This window comes from Limnohabitans sp. Rim8, assembly GCF_945901735.1.
Taxonomy (GTDB): domain Bacteria; phylum Pseudomonadota; class Gammaproteobacteria; order Burkholderiales; family Burkholderiaceae_C; genus Limnohabitans_A.
Genome location: NZ_CAMDLM010000002.1, coordinates 160,189 through 173,139 on the forward strand (window position 1 = coordinate 160,189; position 12,951 = coordinate 173,139).

Here is a 12,951-nt window from a genome sequence, read left to right on the forward strand (position 1 = left end):
CATGGCATATTCTGAAAAAGTGGTTGACCACTACGAAAACCCCCGCAATGTCGGCTCGTTTGACAAAGGCGACGACAGCGTAGGCACCGGCATGGTCGGCGCACCGGCTTGCGGCGACGTGATGAAGCTGCAGATCAAGGTCAACCCGACAACCGGCGTGATCGAAGATGCGCGATTCAAGACCTATGGCTGCGGCTCGGCCATTGCCTCCAGCTCGCTCGTGACCGAATGGGTCAAGGGCAAAACGCTCGATCAAGCTGCTGCCCTCAAGAACAGCGAAATCGCCGAAGAGCTGGCGCTGCCACCGGTCAAAATCCACTGCTCCATCTTGGCCGAAGACGCCATCAAAGCGGCCGTGGAAGACTACAAAAAGAAACACCTGAACTGACATGGCCATCTCACTGTCTGCCGCTGCAGCGCGGCATGTGACCCGCTACTTGGCCAAACGTGGCTCGGGTGTGGGTGTGCGCTTGGGCGTTAAGACCACGGGCTGCTCGGGCCTGGCCTACAAGCTGGAGTACGTGGACGACATTGCCCCAGAAGACGTGGTCTTTGAAGGCCACGGCGTCAAGGTGTTGGTCGACCCGAAAAGCCTGGCCTACATCGACGGCACAGAGTTGGACTTTGTGCGCGAAGGCCTGAACGAGGGTTTTCGTTTCAACAACCCCAACGAGCGTGACCGCTGCGGTTGCGGTGAATCCTTCCGCGTGTGAGTGTGTCTTCATCGAGAGGAGCGCAGCGACGTGGCGAGCCATGCTTGGATGGCCGCGTTTCCCTCGCCATGGCAGTGACCGCATGATTAACCTTCAAGCCAACGACTTCGTCCTGTTCGATGTGCCTGTGCAGTTTGCACAGGACCGCGCTCAGCTCGATGCCCGCTGGAAAGCCCTGCAACGCGAAGCCCACCCGGACCGCTTTGCTGCCGATGGCGCCGCCGCCCAGCGCGTGGCAATGCAGTGGTCGGTGCGCATCAACGAGGCGTATCAACGCCTGAAAGACCCGCTGAAACGCGCCGCTTATTTGTGTGAGCTGCAAGGTGCGCCCGTGCAGGCCGAAAACAGCACGGCCATGCCCCCAGCATTTTTGATGCAGCAAATGGAATGGCGTGAAAACCTGGAAGACACGGGCAGTGCCCAAGGCCTCGAAGCCCTGGCAGGCCTTGTGGCCAACGAGCAGCGCCGAGTTCAGCAAACCCTGGCCCAGTTGCTCGATGTGTCCAAAGACCCCGCCCAAGCCGTGGGGCAGGTGAGGGCGCTGATGTTCATCGAGCGCTTCACGCAAGAAGTGAAAGCTAAACTCGACCGATTGACCTGAATTTTCCCCACTGAACATGGCCTTACTGCAGATTTCCGAACCGGGCCAGTCGCCCGACCCGCACCAGCGCCGCATCGCCGTGGGCATCGACCTGGGCACCACGCACTCGCTGGTGGCGTCGGTGCGCAACGGCGTGGCCGAATGCTTGCCCGACGACGATGGCCGGGTGATCTTGCCGTCTGTGGTGCGCTTCATGCCGGGGCAGGGCCGTCAAATTGGTTTTGATGCTGTGCAGTCTGCCGCCAGCGACCCGGTCAACACGATTGCCTCGGTCAAGCGCTTCATGGGCCGTGGCCTGCAAGACATCGTCGACCGCAGCAAACTGCCCTACGAGTTCACGGCCAGCGAACAGGGCATGCTGTCCATTCAAACCGTGCAGGGCCCCAAGTCGCCCGTCGAGGTGAGTGCCGAGATCTTGGCCACGCTGCGCTACCGCGCCGAAGACACCTTCAACGACGACCTGTACGGCGCGGTCATCACCGTGCCTGCGTACTTTGACGACGCTCAGCGCCAAGCCACCAAAGACGCCGCGCAACTGGCAGGCTTGAACGTGCTGCGCCTGATCAACGAACCCACCGCTGCGGCCATTGCCTATGGCCTGGACAACGCCAGCGAGGGTGTTTACGCCGTGTTTGATCTGGGTGGCGGCACCTTCGACATTTCCATCCTGCGCCTGACGCAAGGCGTGTTTGAGGTCTTGTCTACCGGCGGTGATTCCGCCTTGGGTGGTGATGATTACGACCAAGCCCTGGCCGATGCCGCCATGGCCCGCCAGCCCGCCTTGCACGAGGCCACGGCCGAAGACAAAACCGTGCTCAAGGCCGCTGCCCGTGCGGCCAAAGAAGCACTCACCGCCGCCGATGCGGTCACGCTGAATGCCGCCCTGTCTACTGGCAGCTTGTCTGAGCAAATCAGCCGTGCAGATTTCGAGCAAGCCACCCAAGCCCTGACGGCCCGCTGCATCACCGCCGTGCGCAAAGCGCTGCGCGATGCGCAACTGGCCAAGGACGATGTGCAAGGCGTGGTCATGGTGGGCGGCTCGACGCGCATGCCGCAAATCCAGCAGGCCGTGGCCGAATTTTTTGGCCAAGCGCCGCTGAACAACCTCAACCCCGACGAAGTCGTCGCTTTGGGCGCATCCATCCAGGCCAACCAACTGGCGGGCAACAATGCCGATGGCGAATTGCTGCTGCTTGATGTTATCCCTCTGTCACTGGGTATCGAAACCATGGGCGGTCTGGTCGAGCGCATCATCCCGCGCAACCAGACCATCCCCACCGCCATGGCGCAAGACTTCACCACCTACCAGGACGGGCAGACCGCCTTGGCGCTGCATGTGCTGCAGGGCGAACGCGACCTGGTGCAAGACTGCCGCAGCCTGGCCCGCTTTGAGCTGCGCGGCATCCCGCCCATGGCGGCTGGCGCTGCCCGCATCCGCGTCACCTTCACGGTGGACGCCGATGGCCTGCTGAGCGTGGGGGCCAAAGAACAAATCAGTGGTGTCGAAGCCCGCATCGACGTCAAACCCTCGTATGGCCTGAGCGACGATCAGATCGCCACCATGCTGCAAGAGAGCTTCACGACCGCGCAAGCCGACATGAAGGCGCGCGCCTTGGTCGAGGCGCGAGTGGACGCCGATCGCATGCTGCTGGCCACGCGCAGCGCCTTGGCCGCCGACGGTCAATTGTTGAGCGCTGTAGAGCGCGCCCACATCGACGCCCTGATGGCTACCTTGCAAGCGGCCATCCCAACCGAACAAGATGCCCAAGCCCTGGAAGACTGCACCCAAGCCCTGGCCAAGGGCACCGAAGCCTTTGCGGCCGAGCGCATGAACCACAGCATCCAGAAAGCCCTGGCTGGCCAAAATATCCAGTCGATGTAATCCACAATACCGCCATGCCCGTCATCAAAATCCTGCCCCATGCCGAATACTGCCCCAACGGGGCTGAAATCACCGCGCCTGCGGGCACCAGCATCTGCGAAGCGCTGCTCGACAACCACATCAACATCGAACACGCCTGCGACATGAGCGCAGCCTGCACCACCTGCCATGTGGTGGTGCGCGAAGGCTTCAAAAGCCTGGGTGAAATGGAAGAAACCGAAGAAGACCTGCTCGACCGCGCCTGGGGCTTAGAGCCCAACTCGCGCCTGAGCTGTCAAGCCTTTGTGGCAAAAAGCGATCTGGTCATCGAGATCCCGCGCTACACCATCAACCACGCCAAAGAGCTGCACTGAGCGAAGGCGATCCATGCGTCAAATCGTTTTGGACACCGAAACCACGGGCCTGTCGGCCGAAGGTGGCGACCGCATCATCGAGCTCGGTTGTGTGGAACTCTATGCCCGCAAGCTCACGGGCAACAACCTGCATTTCTATTTCAACCCCGAGCGTGACAGTCACGAAGACGCGCTCAAAGTGCACGGTATCAGCAACGAGTTTTTGCGAGACAAACCCAAGTTTGCCCAGCTGACGGAAGACATCCTGAATTACCTGGCCGATGCCGAGCTCATCATCCACAATGCAGCGTTTGACATCGGCTTTCTGAACAAGGAACTTGAACGCGTCGGTAAAAAGCCCCTCAAGGCCTACGTCAGTGGTGTGATTGACACTTTGGCCATGGCCAAGGAAATGTTCCCCGGCAAACGTAACAGCCTCGACTCGCTGTGCGATCGCCTTGAGGTCGACAACTCTGGGCGTACCCTGCACGGCGCTTTGCTCGACGCCGAATTGCTGGCCGATGTCTACATCAACATGACACGCGGCCAAGAGGCGCTGCTGATCGATGCGGGCGACGCACCCACAGACACCCAGTCGGTCAAGGTGCAGGTGAACCTGAGCACTTATGCTTTGCCGGTACTTCCCGCCAATGCCCAAGAGCTGGCCGCGCACGATGATGTGCTGACCCAACTCGACAAATCGAGTGGCGGCAAAACCGTTTGGCGACTGGCTCAGTCGGCGTGAGCCCCATTGCCCAAAAGGCCATGTGTTTGGCGACGACTTTTCAGTTGCTAAGCGTCAAATGGTCCAGGTTTTCATGTCATAATTGCGCTCTTCGTCAAACGGCGCAGGGCGATTAGCTCAGGGGTAGAGCACTGCATTCACACTGCAGGGGTCGCAAGTTCGAAACTTGCATCGCCCACCAAAAATTCCGAATGAAATCAAGCACTTAGAGGAAACTCTAGGTGCTTTTTTCTTGTCGGTGTCCTAAAAGTGTCCTAAACGCCTGTTTTGGGAGCCCCAAAAGGTTTCACTTTTACTGCGGTGAACACGGCAGATTTGAAGGTACATGCATCAATGTGCTTTGGGGGCTCTTCAGAGATTTTTGGGATGTAGTGCTGTGGCCTCCTCATGTGCTGAGTTTCTACTTGGTATGCAAGGGTTAGCTATCGCGAGTGCTGGACTTGAGTGTTCAACCGGTGCCTTCCAAATTTCCTGCCCAGTCAGACCCCACCGTACCCCCACCCCCAAGTCCTGAGCAGGGACTCCCATCTGCCCTATGCACTGTGATTTGCTCGACCGATTACCCTTCGGGCCGAAAGCAACTACCCCCCCTTGCCTTTTAGACCGATGCCCCCCGGGGGTATGTAAAAAATTCCAAAATGATCAGAACGTTCGCAGGCTTGAGATGCGCGATCTCCCAAAACGTTACAAGATTGGTTACGATGGCACCCATGCTTAAACTCATCCGCCTCGTCTTGCTCTGCCTAATGGCTGGCAGTGCTGGAGCACAAAAAAATCTCCCTAACTGTCTTGGTAGCCAAACCTCGCAATGGACCAATTGTTTTGGTTCTAAATCCGTCGCAAGCGGCAATTACGAAGGTGAATGGAAAGATGGAAGGCGAAGTGGACATGGGACCTTCAAAAATATTGACGGTAGAAAGTACATAGGGGATTGGAAAAACGACAATCGCGATGGAAGGGGAATTCAATACAGTGCCGATGGAACTGTTGTTGCATCTGGTGAGTGGTACGAAGGAAAACTTGTCGGATCATTTGTGCTAGATGTAAGTCGGTATCCCTTTGTTTCCACTACAAAAGTCAGTTCATCGTCTGATGTAATCCGTACATCCGAAAATGAAATTGCAACAAATGGAAATAAGTACGTCGGAGAATGGAAAGGTAACAAACGAGATGGAAGAGGGATTGAATACAGAGCAGACGGGTCTGTTGCGCTTTCTGGCGACTGGTATGAGGGAAAACTTGTCGGCTCATATGAAATAGACAAAAACCTATTCCCATTCAATTCATCAACCCATTTGGGTCCGGCTTATGCGTTAAATAAAATTCCAACATATGACCCCAATGCAGGGCTTGAAGCCGAGCGCAAAAATCGTATATCGCCCGACGATCAAACCTCATTTAGTAAAGAGCGAGAGAGAATTACAGCAGAGTTAGATGCCGAACGCAGAAAAAGGCAAGAGCTTCAAGTCGAACTCGACCGCGCAAAAGAATTAGCCGAATCCCGACTGACTGAGCGGCCTCGTCCTCAGACTGTGCAAAGATCAGAACGCCGAGTGGCACTGGTGATTGGAAATGCTCAGTACAAATCCAGTCCCTTAGAAAATGCGGTCAACGATGCCACTGACATTGATCAAGCCTTGAAACGATTTGGATTCCAGACTACGTTCTTGCGTAATGCTTCGCTTGGTCAGATTCGGGAAGCTACCCGACGCTTTGCTGATCAACTCACCAACGCCGATGTTGCCCTAATTTACTTTGCTGGGCACGGCATTGAGTCCAAGAACAAAAACTACATGATTCCGGTCAACGCCGACCTCAAGTTTGAATACGAGTTAGCGGATCAAGCGTATGACGCTGCTGCGTGGCTTGAAATGTTGGAGATGATCAAGTCGAACAACGCAGAACGTGTCAACATCGTGATCCTTGATGCCTGCCGCAACAACAATCTGATTGGCTCCAGAAGTCTTAACCGAGGGCTGGCTCGCATGGACGCACCAACTGGCACCTTTCTCTCTTACTCAACAGCTCCCGGTAAGGTCGCTGCTGATGGTGGTAGAGGGGAGCGCAACAGCCCTTTTACGAAGAACCTTCTACGAGCCATTCAACAACCCGGACTGCCCATTGAGGAGGTCTTCAAAGAGGTTAGAAGAAACGTGACTCGAGAGACCAATGGCGCACAGGTCCCATGGGAAAGTACAAGTCTGACCGGCTTTTTTTCATTCAGGCAGACCAGATGAGCATATGTTCTAAATTCTTGCAGATAGTGGCGTGGGCAGTCTGTCGGATGACCAGCAGCGCCCTTTCGCGAAGTTCTTTACCGTCCAAATTCCGTCAGCACTCAGTGAAAAATTTGCTCCGTTTTTTTGTTTTCATGATGCCGCTATGGGCTGTGGCGAATTCACAGTTGCCGCCGTGTCCTGCAGATTTACCTGCTCGCAGGTGGAATAACTGCGTAGGTACTCTAACTTTCCATAATGCAATGTATTGTTGAATCACAACCAAATCTGAGCCAATTTCCGAGCTTTACACGTTGAAAATTGAGCCACGTTGAGAGCTACCCTGCTTATTTTTTATGCAGGGTGGCAGGAGTGATCAACGTGAGTACATTGAGTAAATTGCGCCGTCTTGTTCTTCGAGACGGCATATCCATCCGCGAGGCCAGCAATCGGCTTGGTATTTCTCGCAACACGGCCAAGAAGTGGCTGGAGCAACCCGAGATGGTGGAGCCCCGGTATCCCAAGCGGGCGTCAGGCCCGGGGATTCTGGGACCATTTGAGGAGGTGCTTGCGCAGTGGCTGAAGTCTGACAGTCACCGCAATAAACGTGAGCGTCGTGGCACCAAAGCTTTATTTGAGGGGCTTCGGGCGTTGGGCTATCCGGGCAGTCGGGGGCCGGTTTACACCTTCGCCCTAAGGTGGCGCAAAGAACAGGACTTGGCGGCCAAGGGGCAGGGTTATGTGCCGATGCACTTTGACATGGGCGAGGCGTTCCAGTTTGACTGGAGCACTGAATACGCGTTCATTGGCGGCTTGCGCAGGCGCTTGGATCTGGCGCACACCAAATTGGCGGCCAGCCGGGCGTTTGTGCTGTCGGCCTATTACAACCAAGCGCACGAGATGTTGTTTGAGGCGCACGCCCGGGCGTTTGCCGTGTTTGGCGGTGTCACCAAACGCGGTATCTACGACAACATGAAGACGGCGGTGGACAAGGTGGGCGATGGCAAGAAGCGCACCATCAACGCCCGATTTGAGACGATGACGGGGCACTACCTGTTTGATCCGGAGTTCTGCAATCGGGCGGCAGGCTGGGAGAAAGGCATCGTGGAGAAGAACGTGCAGGACCGGCGTCGGGGTATCTGGCGCGAGGCCAGCGAGCGGCGTTGGAACTCGCTGGAAGAACTCAACGCTTGGTTGCAGAAGGCCTGTGTTGATGCTTGGGAGCATTTGCAGCATCCTGAATGGGTGCACATGACGGTGGCCGATGTGTACCAGGACGAGCGGTTGCGCTTGATGCCTAACCCCAGACCCTTTGATGGCTACATCGAACACCCGGCGCGGGTCTCTTCCACATCGCTGATCAACTTCCAGCGCAACCGCTACAGCGTCCCGTGCGAATGGGTCAATGCAATGGTCAGCGTGCGGGTGTATCACGATCACTTGATGGTGGTCTCGCCGGAGGGGGAGTTCATCCGTCTCAAGCGCTGCTTCGAGCGGGACCAGACCCTTTACGACTGGACGCACTACATCGCGCTGATCGAGCGCAAGCCTGGCGCATTGCGCAACGGTGCACCGTTCAGAACGATGCCCGAGCCGTTGCGGCAATTGCAAGATCAGTTGCTGCGCCACTCTGGTGGTGATCGGGTCATGGCGCAAGTGCTCAATGCAGTCACCTTGCATGGGCTGGAGGCGGTATTGGTGGCCGTCGAGCTGGCCTTGCAGTCTGGGCGGGTCAGTGCTGAACACATCCTGAACGTTCTCTCTCGCCTGAAGGAGCCAAGCCGTAACAACGAGCCGGTGCACACCCATCTAAACCTGAGCAGGCCATCACAGGCCAATGTGGATCGGTATGACCGACTACGAAGTCAGCAATGGAGCGATCAGGAGATGAACGATGCTTGATCTGATTGCCGACTTCAAAGAGCTTGGGTTGCACGGTATGGCCAGTGCGTGGCCGGAGGTTCAGGGCACGGCCCGCATCAAGTCGCTGGACCACGATACGGTGCTGATGCAATTGATCAAGGCCGAGAAGGCACAACGCGAAGTGCGTTCCATGGCCTATCAAATGCGTGTGGCCCGCTTCCCGGCGCACCGGGATCTGCTGGGGTTTGACTTCACGCAGGCCCATGTGGACGAAGCCTTGGTTCAAAAGCTTCATGGACTGGAATTTGTGAACTCCGCGCACAACGTGGTGTTGGTGGGCGGCCCGGGCACTGGCAAAACTCACTTGGCCACAAGTCTGGGGGTTGAGGCAATCCGGACCCACGGCAAGAGGGTTCGATTCTTCTCCACGGTCGAACTGGTCAACGCATTGGAGTTGGAGAAGGCGCAAAACAAAACCGGTCAGCTCGCCTTCCGGCTGATGTATGTGGACATGGTGATTCTTGATGAAATGGGTTACCTGCCATTCACCCAGTCTGGCGGGGCGCTGCTGTTCCATCTGCTCTCCAAACTCTACGAGCGCACCAGTGTGGTCATCACGACCAATCTGAACTTCTCGGAATGGAGCAATGTGTTTGGTGATGCCAAGATGACTACGGCCCTACTGGACCGCCTGACGCATCACTGCCACATCGTGGAGACAGGCAATGAAAGCTGGCGGTTCAAGAACTCAACAGCCGCCACACCCACTAAACCTCAACGGGCAAAAGCTCAGAAAGGAGATGTCAAAACCACAGATCAGATAGACTTATCCACAACCAACTGAACATAAATTCCCTAAAACCAGTGGCTCAATATTCAACGTGCGCACTGGCTCAGTTTGGCTGATGAATCAACACCAATGGTATGTAGCGCTGAGACAAGGCCGGGTTATTCACGGCAACGCTCAAGGCTTTTTCAAGGGTCTCGACGACAGCTGTGGGTGTGCCAACGGGGACCGCCAGACCCCCCCAGTAATTCACCGTGGGGATATCCAGTCCCTGCTCTTTGGCGGTGGGCAAATCAGGCAAGAAACCGATGCGTTGCTCCGTCAGGGCGATCACAGGTTTGATTTTGTCTTTGAACTGGATGATCAGTGGCGCTGGCAATGCCATGGCCTGGATCTCCCCTTGGGCAAGAGCCAATGCACCATCTGGGCCACCTTTGAATGGAATGTTGTTCCCGGTGATGCCGACACGTTGCATGATGCTGACCATGCTCAGATGCTCCATTGAGCCCGGACCTGTAGAGCCATAGTTGAGCTTGCCGGGGTTGGCCCTTCCCCATGCCACCATTTCTTGTGTCGTCTTGAACGGCGCATTGTTGGCGATGCAAAGCATGGCATCTGTTGAGCCCATCAACCCCACCGGAATGAGTTGTTTGAGCATGTCAAACCGTTTGAGCGAAGCCTGCACGGCGCACATGGTTGCATTGAGGTGAATCAGGGTGTAACCATCCGCTGGAGCGCTGGTGATGGCCTGAATACCGATTTGGTAAATCCCACCAGGTCGGTTCTCCACCACAAGGCTTTGACCCATAGGCTGTTGCATGAATTCTGTCAAGATGCGCACCGACACATCGGCTGCTCCGCTAGCAGGCAGGGGCACGATGATGCGAACGGGCTTGTTGGGAAAAGCGGCTTGCGCGGCTGCTATCAGCGGCATGGGCAGCAAGCTGGCTCCCAACGCTTGCAGGGTCTGGCGGCGAGTCAGTGCATTGGTCATGAAGTGTCTCCTGGATGTGGTGGTGAAAATTTTCTAGGTGCGTTGAGAAAAACTCAGTTAAAAATCAAAGAGCCGTCATCGAAGGTGGCGACTGGAAGATCGTTCTTTTCTATCGAGTAGTCTTGCAAGTGCAACCAGGGTGCACGATCGCCTTGGCATGGCAACTGGTGCATGCTCCTGGCCAGGTACCCTGGATTGAAGTTGTCGGTTTGCACCCAGGGGCTCAAGGTCATGTCTTGGTCTTCAGGCCGAAGCTCAGGCACCACACTGCGTAATTCGTGTTGGTCCATGTGCTGCACAAGCTTGCAGAAAAAGTCGCCCAGCAAGTCGGCGCGCAGCGTCCAGCTGGCACGAAAATAGCCGAACACCCACAGCAAATTGGGCAAGCCCGTGAACATGGCACCACGCCAAGTGACGCTGCCCGCAAAGTTCAGCGGCTTGCCATCGACTTGGAAATCAATGTCACCCAATACGTTCAGGTTAAAACCTGTGGCAGTCACAATCACATCGGCGGGCACAGTCTCACCGTTGCTCAGGCGAATGCCTTCTGGCACGAAGCGCTCAATCGAACCTGTTTGAACACTGGCCTGTCCATGGCGTATCGCTTTGAAGAGGTCGCCATCGGGAACAAAGGCTAAACGCTGTTGCCATGGACGATAGGACGGCTTGAAATGGACATCGACCAAGTGTGCGTGTTCGGGGCCGAGTGCCTCCCTGACTGCGGCAAGCAGTTCAGCCGCCACAGCATCGGGCGCTTGGACGCAGAGCCGCTGCAAGTTGGCTTGGTCGTGCAGGACCTTGCGGCGAACAATTTCGTGGGTCCATTCGTGCGGTACGTCCAGTGCGCGCAGCGTATCAGCCAGTTCATTGGCGTTGCGTCCTGTGGCAAACCAAGTGGGAGAACGCTGCAGCATGGTGACGTGTGCACAGCGGCCAGCCAGGGCCGGTACCAATGTTGCGGCGGTAGCGCCTGAGCCGATCACCACCACGCGCTGACCGGTCAGGTCGAGGTCTTTTGGCCATTGCTGTGGATGCACGATGCGACCGGCAAAGTCGTCCATACCTGGCCACTCAGGGGTGTAGCCTTCGGCGTGCCGGTAGTAACCTTGGCACATCCATAAAAACTGACAGCGCACTTGGCGGATGACAGGGTTGCCCTCTGTCGGTGTGTGCACGATTTCGACGTGCCAGCAGGCTTGGGCAGAAGACCAACGAGCCGAGGTGACACGGTGTCTGTAATGAATCCGACCGGACAGGTCGTGTTCGCCGATGACCTCGTCCATGTAGTTCAGGATCTGATCGCCAGTGGCGATGGGGTCGCCGCGCCATGGCTTGAATCGGTAGCCAAAGGTGAACAGGTCGCTGTCTGAGCGGACGCCGGGATAAGTGTGCGTTAGCCAAGTGCCGCCGAAACTGGCCTGCGCCTCGACCAACGCAAAACGCTTGTCCGGGCACTGTTGCTGCAGGTGGCAGGCGGCGCCCACGCCAGAGATACCGGCGCCGATGATCAGCACATCCAATTGCTCGGGCAACAGGTTCATTTCGGGCGCCTCGCTCATGTGGGGATGCGCACCATGAGTTCGGTGAACCCCCGCACAAAGGGCGAACGCACCCGCACAGGTTCGGCCACGACTTCGATGACGGGAAAGCGCTTTTGAATTTCTTCCCACAAGATCCGCAGTTGCATCTCGGCCAAGCGGTTGCCCACACAGCGGTGGATACCAAAGCCGAAAGACAGGTGCTGGCGCGCGCGAGGGCGGTCAATGATGAACTGGCTTGCGTTGGGGATGGCCTCCTCGTCGCGGTTGCCCGAGAGATACCACATCACCACCTTGTCGCCTTTTTGGATGTGTTTGCCGCCCAGTTCAGTGTCTTGCAAGGCGGTTCGGCGCATGTGGGCCAGCGGCGTCTGCCAGCGAATGATTTCCGAGACCATGTTGTCCACAAGGGCCGGATTGTTTCGCAGCTTGTCCCATTCGGCCGGGTTATTGTGCAGGGCCAGCAGGCCGCCTGTCATCGAGTTGCGCGTGGTGTCGTTGCCGCCCACGATCAGCAACACCAGATTGCCCATGAACTCCTGCGGTGTCATGTTCCGGGTTTCCGGGTTGTGGGCCATCATGGAAATCAGGTCGGATCCAGGACTGGCATTGACGCGCTCATTCCATAGGCGGGTGAAATAAGCCGCCATTTTGTGCAGTTCAGCCAAGCGTTCTTCACGCGTTGGCGCGTTGGGGTCCACATCCTTGTTGGCGGTGGCCACATCTGACCAGTGGGTCAACAGGTGACGGTCCTCTATCGGAAAGTCAAAAAGAGTCGCCAGCATCAAAGTGGTGAGCTCGATAGACACATGCGCTACCCAGTTGAAGCTCTCGCCACGAGGCAAGCCGTCGAGAACTTTGCAGGTCCGCTCCCGGATGAGGTGCTGCATTTTGGCCAGGTTGCCCGGCGCTACGATGGGCTGAACGGCCTTGCGTTGCACGTCATGGCGCGGAGGGTCCATGGCGATGAACATCTGCAACTTCGCTTCACCCGGTGGTGGTTCGGTGATGGCAATCCCACCATTTGTCCAGTCTGAAGAGTAGATGCCGTGGTGGGTGTCCACCTGCATGATGTCCTGGAAACGGGTCACCGACCAATACGGTCCGTACAAAGCGCTATTGCAGTGGTGGACAGGGTCGTCACGTCGAAGGCGTTCGAAATAATGACCAACGGTGTCGTTCTCAAAATAAGCAGGTGATCCGGGGTCGATCTGCTCGATCGGCATGGCAAAGGCTTCGGCACGGGCTGAAGCCTGAATTTCGGCGTGTGACAGTTTCAT

12 protein-coding genes and 1 tRNA gene are annotated in these 12,951 nt (G+C 56.8%); 10 read left to right on the forward strand and 3 right to left on the reverse strand.

The annotated features are described in order from the left end of the window. Position 1 precedes the first annotated feature (1 nt). The 10 genes from iscU (at position 2) to istB (ending at position 9,196) form a co-directional block, all read left to right on the forward strand. Positions 2-388 (forward strand): Fe-S cluster assembly scaffold IscU, encoded by a 387-nt coding sequence (gene iscU / locus Q0O99_RS01990; protein WP_100174076.1) that lies wholly within the window; start codon positions 2-4, stop codon positions 386-388. Between the two features lies 1 nt (position 389). Then, positions 390-713: an iron-sulfur cluster assembly protein IscA gene (gene iscA / locus Q0O99_RS01995; RefSeq protein ID WP_108352478.1), complete on the forward strand. Its 324-nt coding sequence runs from the start codon at positions 390-392 to the stop codon at positions 711-713. A gap of 82 nt (positions 714-795) precedes the next feature. Then, positions 796-1,314 carry a Fe-S protein assembly co-chaperone HscB gene (gene hscB, locus Q0O99_RS02000; protein ID WP_293748003.1) on the forward strand — a complete coding sequence of 173 codons (519 nt, stop codon included), beginning with the start codon at positions 796-798 and terminating at the stop codon, positions 1,312-1,314. 16 nt (positions 1,315-1,330) lie between these two features. Further along, positions 1,331-3,196, forward strand: a complete 1,866-nt coding sequence (hscA, locus tag Q0O99_RS02005; RefSeq protein WP_293748005.1) for a Fe-S protein assembly chaperone HscA — start codon at positions 1,331-1,333, stop codon at positions 3,194-3,196. A 14-nt stretch (positions 3,197-3,210) separates the two neighbouring features. Then, positions 3,211-3,549: an ISC system 2Fe-2S type ferredoxin gene (fdx, locus tag Q0O99_RS02010; RefSeq protein WP_108352481.1), complete on the forward strand. Its 339-nt coding sequence runs from the start codon at positions 3,211-3,213 to the stop codon at positions 3,547-3,549. 13 nt (positions 3,550-3,562) lie between these two features. Then, positions 3,563-4,273, forward strand: a complete 711-nt coding sequence (gene dnaQ / locus Q0O99_RS02015) for a DNA polymerase III subunit epsilon (RefSeq protein WP_293748007.1) — start codon at positions 3,563-3,565, stop codon at positions 4,271-4,273. A gap of 106 nt (positions 4,274-4,379) precedes the next feature. Beyond that, positions 4,380-4,454: transfer RNA gene (locus Q0O99_RS02020), tRNA-Val, on the forward strand. Between the two features lie 529 nt (positions 4,455-4,983). Further along, complete coding sequence (locus Q0O99_RS02025; protein WP_293748009.1) at positions 4,984-6,510, forward strand: caspase family protein; 1,527 nt, start codon at positions 4,984-4,986, stop codon at positions 6,508-6,510. A gap of 360 nt (positions 6,511-6,870) precedes the next feature. Continuing rightward, complete coding sequence (gene istA, locus Q0O99_RS02030) at positions 6,871-8,391, forward strand: IS21 family transposase (protein ID WP_293748011.1); 1,521 nt, start codon at positions 6,871-6,873, stop codon at positions 8,389-8,391. Next, the gene (istB, locus tag Q0O99_RS02035; protein ID WP_293748013.1) at positions 8,384-9,196 is read left to right on the forward strand and encodes an IS21-like element helper ATPase IstB; all 813 of its coding nucleotides are present in this window, start codon (positions 8,384-8,386) and stop codon (positions 9,194-9,196) included. Before istA ends, istB begins: the two co-directional genes overlap by 8 nt. A 49-nt stretch (positions 9,197-9,245) precedes the next feature. Here istB and Q0O99_RS02040 read toward each other — a convergent pair whose 3' ends face one another. From Q0O99_RS02040 to Q0O99_RS02050, 3 genes are read right to left on the reverse strand one after another with little or no spacing between them, the layout of a single operon-like run. Beyond that, a complete protein-coding gene (locus Q0O99_RS02040) occupies positions 9,246-10,133 on the reverse strand; it encodes a tripartite tricarboxylate transporter substrate binding protein (protein WP_293748015.1) in 888 nt (295 codons plus the stop codon). 53 nt (positions 10,134-10,186) lie between these two features. Further along, entirely contained in the window at positions 10,187-11,692 is a 1,506-nt protein-coding gene (locus Q0O99_RS02045; RefSeq protein WP_293748017.1) for an NAD(P)/FAD-dependent oxidoreductase, read from the reverse strand. Continuing rightward, positions 11,689-12,951 carry a cytochrome P450 gene (locus tag Q0O99_RS02050; RefSeq protein WP_293748019.1) on the reverse strand — a complete coding sequence of 421 codons (1,263 nt, stop codon included), beginning with the start codon at positions 12,949-12,951 and terminating at the stop codon, positions 11,689-11,691. The genes Q0O99_RS02045 and Q0O99_RS02050 overlap by 4 nt, the downstream gene beginning before the upstream one ends.

Excerpts from the sequence above, each read along its gene's own strand:
- Q0O99_RS02025 (WP_293748009.1), top strand. The coding sequence starts at position 4,984 with ATGCTTAAACTCATCCGCCTCGTCTTGCTCTGCCTAATGGCTGGCAGT.
- Q0O99_RS02040 (WP_293748015.1), bottom strand. The coding sequence starts at position 10,133 with ATGACCAATGCACTGACTCGCCGCCAGACCCTGCAAGCGTTGGGAGCC.
- fdx (WP_108352481.1), top strand. The coding sequence starts at position 3,211 with ATGCCCGTCATCAAAATCCTGCCCCATGCCGAATACTGCCCCAACGGG.
- hscA (WP_293748005.1), top strand. The coding sequence starts at position 1,331 with ATGGCCTTACTGCAGATTTCCGAACCGGGCCAGTCGCCCGACCCGCAC.
- hscB (WP_293748003.1), top strand. The coding sequence starts at position 796 with ATGATTAACCTTCAAGCCAACGACTTCGTCCTGTTCGATGTGCCTGTG.
- istB (WP_293748013.1), top strand. The coding sequence starts at position 8,384 with ATGCTTGATCTGATTGCCGACTTCAAAGAGCTTGGGTTGCACGGTATG.
- Q0O99_RS02050 (WP_293748019.1), bottom strand. The coding sequence starts at position 12,951 with ATGAAACTGTCACACGCCGAAATTCAGGCTTCAGCCCGTGCCGAAGCC.
- dnaQ (WP_293748007.1), top strand. The coding sequence starts at position 3,563 with ATGCGTCAAATCGTTTTGGACACCGAAACCACGGGCCTGTCGGCCGAA.
- iscU (WP_100174076.1), top strand. The coding sequence starts at position 2 with ATGGCATATTCTGAAAAAGTGGTTGACCACTACGAAAACCCCCGCAAT.
- Q0O99_RS02045 (WP_293748017.1), bottom strand. The coding sequence starts at position 11,692 with ATGAGCGAGGCGCCCGAAATGAACCTGTTGCCCGAGCAATTGGATGTG.
- iscA (WP_108352478.1), top strand. The coding sequence starts at position 390 with ATGGCCATCTCACTGTCTGCCGCTGCAGCGCGGCATGTGACCCGCTAC.